Consider the following 3,483-nt stretch of genomic DNA (forward strand, 5'->3'; position numbering starts at 1 on the left):
TCCTAGGGTCTGCGCCGCGTCGCTTCGCTCCTTGCTCCGCCCTAGGATGACGAAGCGATGGATGTCTTCGCTAAACGGCGCCAGGGCTGCGGGAGAAGGCGGCGCGGCGGCGGGCAACAAAAAACCCGCCTTGCGGGCGGGTCACGTTTCCAGTGGGTCAATTGGCGCGACTCAGCACCATACCCAAAACAGTAGCATAACTGCCCTCATCGGTCAAGAAAAAATTCCTATCCGTCACCGTGCGCACCCAGACGCAAACCGCCCCGCGTCCCACTACTGCTCGGCGAACATCAGCCTTGTCTTGGCGCCGTCCATGGTCGGCGACAGGCTGCGCTGGATCAGCGCCTCGACATGGTCGTTGCGCTGGCGGGCGGAGTCGGCGCCCATCACCACGACGATCAGGTCGCGGCCGTCGGCATTGTAGGAGGTGACGATGTTGAAGCCCGAGGCCCTGATGTAGCCGGTCTTGATGCCGTCGACGCCGCGCACGCGGCCGAGCATGTCGTTGTGGCCGCGCACCAGTTTGCCGCGGAACATGAAGTCGCTTTCGGAGAAATAGTGGAACTGCTGGGGAAAGCGCTGACGCAGCGCCATGCCGAGCACCGCCATGTCGCGCGCCGTCGTCATCTGGCTGTCGTCGGGCAGGCCGGAGGCGTTGCGGAAGGTGGTGCTGGTCATGCCGAGCTGGCGCGCCTTGGATGTCATCATGGCGGCGAACTGATCCTCCGAGCCGCCGAGATATTCGCCGACCGCCACCGCCACGTCATTGGCCGATTTGACGACGATGGCGCGGATCGCCGAATCGACGTCGATGCTCTCGCCGCGCCGGAAGCGCAGCTTGGTCGGCGGCTGCGAGGCGGCATGGTCCGAAACCGGGATCTGCGTCTGCTTGCTGACGCGGCCGGACTCGAGTGCCTCGAACAGCAGATAGAGCGTCATCATCTTGGTCAGCGAGGCCGGATAGCGCTGCGCCGTCGAGCTGACCTCGAACAGCTGCTTGCCGGTCCTGGCGTCAACGACGATGGCCGCATATTTCTGCGCCGGCGCGGGTACGGCCAGCACGCTGTCGGGTGGCGTCGTGGTCGAGCACCCGGCAAGCAGCACCAACAGGGCGAGTGCCGCAAAAAATCTCTGGATGAGCGGAAGGGGGTTGTACAAGGGCAAGTCTGTTCTAGGGTCGGCTGTTGCTGAGATGCGGCGAAGCTAACGTAACGCATGTGATGCGTCCATTTGGTTAATGGCGGCAGCAAGGCATTTGCCCAGGTTTGCGCATATTTTCAGAGCTTGGCGCCGCCCCTCATCTGGCTGCCGCCATCTTCTCCCCGTGAACGGGGAGAAGGACGCTCTCCTCGACGGGTTCGCCAACCGCCGGCGTCGCAGAGTGAACGCCAACGCCGCGGCATCTCCCTTCTCCCCGTTCACGGGGAGAAGGTGCCGGCAGGCGGATGAGGGGCAGCGCCGGCGTCGGCTATCGGCCCCGCCGAGCATCTGCCCCGAAAACGCCGGTTTTCCCGTGTCTTTCCTTGCCAGGGCCGCGTTTCCCGTGGGAAGGGGCGTGGTATCTCAGGGCTTGGGGGCTTGGCATGACGAATATCGGGGCCGGGGGCGCAGCGCCCTCGCTTATCAGGGCATCGCTCAGCCGCACCGGCAAATGGGCCGGCAGTGTCGCCTTTATCGGGGGTGCCGTATCAGACATCCTCAATCCGCTGGCGCCGTTCGCCGCCTATATCGCGCTGATCGCCGCGGTGGCTGCGGCTATCATCGCCATTGCCATCGTGCTCAGGCTGGTGCTGGCGGCCAAGGCACTGCCGGCCTTGATCTTCGCCACAACAGCGGCGGCCGTCGCCGGCGGCGTCTACGGCCTGCAGCAGCAGACCAACGCCCAGAACGGGGTGATCGCAAGCCTGGTGCCGGCCATTGCCGGGCTGCAGCAGTCGATGGGGATCGTGTCCGAAAAAGTGGCCAGGATCGAGCAGACCGTCACGCAAACGCAAAAGACGGTCGAACAGGTCAAGCAGACGACCGACACGGTGGCGAAAAAGGCCGACGAGATCGCCTCGGCCCAGCAGCAGCAGACGCAGCAGACGGCGGAGGTGCAGAAGACCACCGACGAGGTGAAGAAGCAGACCGAGACGCTGGCCGCCGGCCAGGCGCAGCAGCAGGCCCAGACCGAGAAGCTGCAAGAAACGACGCAGCAGATCGCCGCCTCGATCGACACCATCGCCAAGGGCTTTGCCGCCTTGGCCGCGCAAGGCGGGGCGATTGCCGAGCCGAAGCGGCCGGACGAGTTCTACCACAATGCCCGCGTCTATGAGCTGTCCGGCGACATGCTCAATGCGCGGCGCTCCTACCTCGCCTTTGCCGGTTTCGACGTCGACGCCATCGACCCCTACACGCGCTTTGCCACGCTGCTTCGGGTGCAGGACGGCAAGGCCGGCGCGCGCGAAGTGTTCGGCGCGCTTGCCGACAAGGGCAAGGCGCTGTCGATCAAGCTGGTGCATATCCAGCAGTTCGACGACGCCCAGCGCCTCGACAAGCTCAACGCCTTCATATCAGCCAATCCAGATTTCGCGCCGGCCTATTTCCTGTTGGCGCAGGAGTTTTCGGAAGATCGGCTCGGCGCCCAGACGCTGGCCGACAAGCGCAACGAGGCCAAGGCACTGACCAGGTTCGTGTCCTACGAAAAGGATGGCGGGCTGCTCAAATATTTCGTCGACCAGACGCAGCTCGCCGACTGGCTGGACCGCAGCCGCAGCCGGCTGGCCGCACTCGGCGACGTGCTCGACCCCTCCCGCTTCGTGCCTTCGCTGACGCCGATGCGTTCAAACCAGGGCTGGTCGATGACCATCTCGCTGCCGGAGCCGGCAACCGCCATCTCCTGGCGCATGGGCGACAGCGGTCCGTTCACCGACACCGGTTTCCTGGCGATGAACGATCAGACGACCGGCAAGCCGATGGCCAATCCGAGCTTCGAGATGCCCGACAGCACCGTGGCCGGCATTATCGCCATCAAATATCTCGACATCAGGGGCCGCGAGACCGGCCCGTTCGACATCCGCTTCGACCCGGAGACAGCGCTCCAGCAAGGCAACAAGCAGATCCTCGACCAGTTCTGGACCTCGTGGATCGCCTTCGATGCCAGCGGCAATCACGGGCTGGTCTACTTCACCCAGATGCTGTCCTACCGCTGCGCCATCAAGCAGGTGCATTACAGCCTGAACGGCGCGGCGCTCGACAAGGAGATCAAGATGCCGCCTTGCGACAAGAAGGATCCCTACGCCATCCCCTACGACTACCAGCCCTATTTCAAGGTCGCCGATAGCGTGAAATCGATGTCGGTGCAGGTCACCTACACCGACGACACCAAGTCGCCGATACGGGAATACAAGCGGCAGTAGAGGCGCCCACCCTCCCCTTGTGGGGAGGGCTATCGCACGTGGAATTCTTGAGATGTCTGCCCGGCACGGACCCCCACCCCTAACC

Annotated in this window: 2 protein-coding genes; one reads left to right on the plus strand and one right to left on the minus strand. The window is 64.2% G+C overall.

Features of this window, described 5'->3' with window-relative positions; all coding sequences use genetic code 11:
* Positions 1-273: 273 nt before the first annotated feature.
* Positions 274-1,158 carry a D-alanyl-D-alanine carboxypeptidase family protein gene (locus tag EOB59_RS34100; protein ID WP_245486881.1) on the minus strand — a complete coding sequence of 295 codons (885 nt, stop codon included), beginning with the start codon at positions 1,156-1,158 and terminating at the stop codon, positions 274-276.
* A gap of 425 nt (positions 1,159-1,583) precedes the next feature.
* Between EOB59_RS34100 and EOB59_RS34105 the strand changes: the two genes are divergently transcribed.
* Complete coding sequence (locus tag EOB59_RS34105) at positions 1,584-3,398, plus strand: methyl-accepting chemotaxis protein (protein WP_128290258.1); 1,815 nt, start codon at positions 1,584-1,586, stop codon at positions 3,396-3,398.
* Positions 3,399-3,483: the final 85 nt, after the last annotated feature.

It is taken from the genome of Mesorhizobium sp. M7A.F.Ca.MR.176.00.0.0 (assembly GCF_004023165.1).
GTDB lineage: Bacteria > Pseudomonadota > Alphaproteobacteria > Rhizobiales > Rhizobiaceae > Mesorhizobium.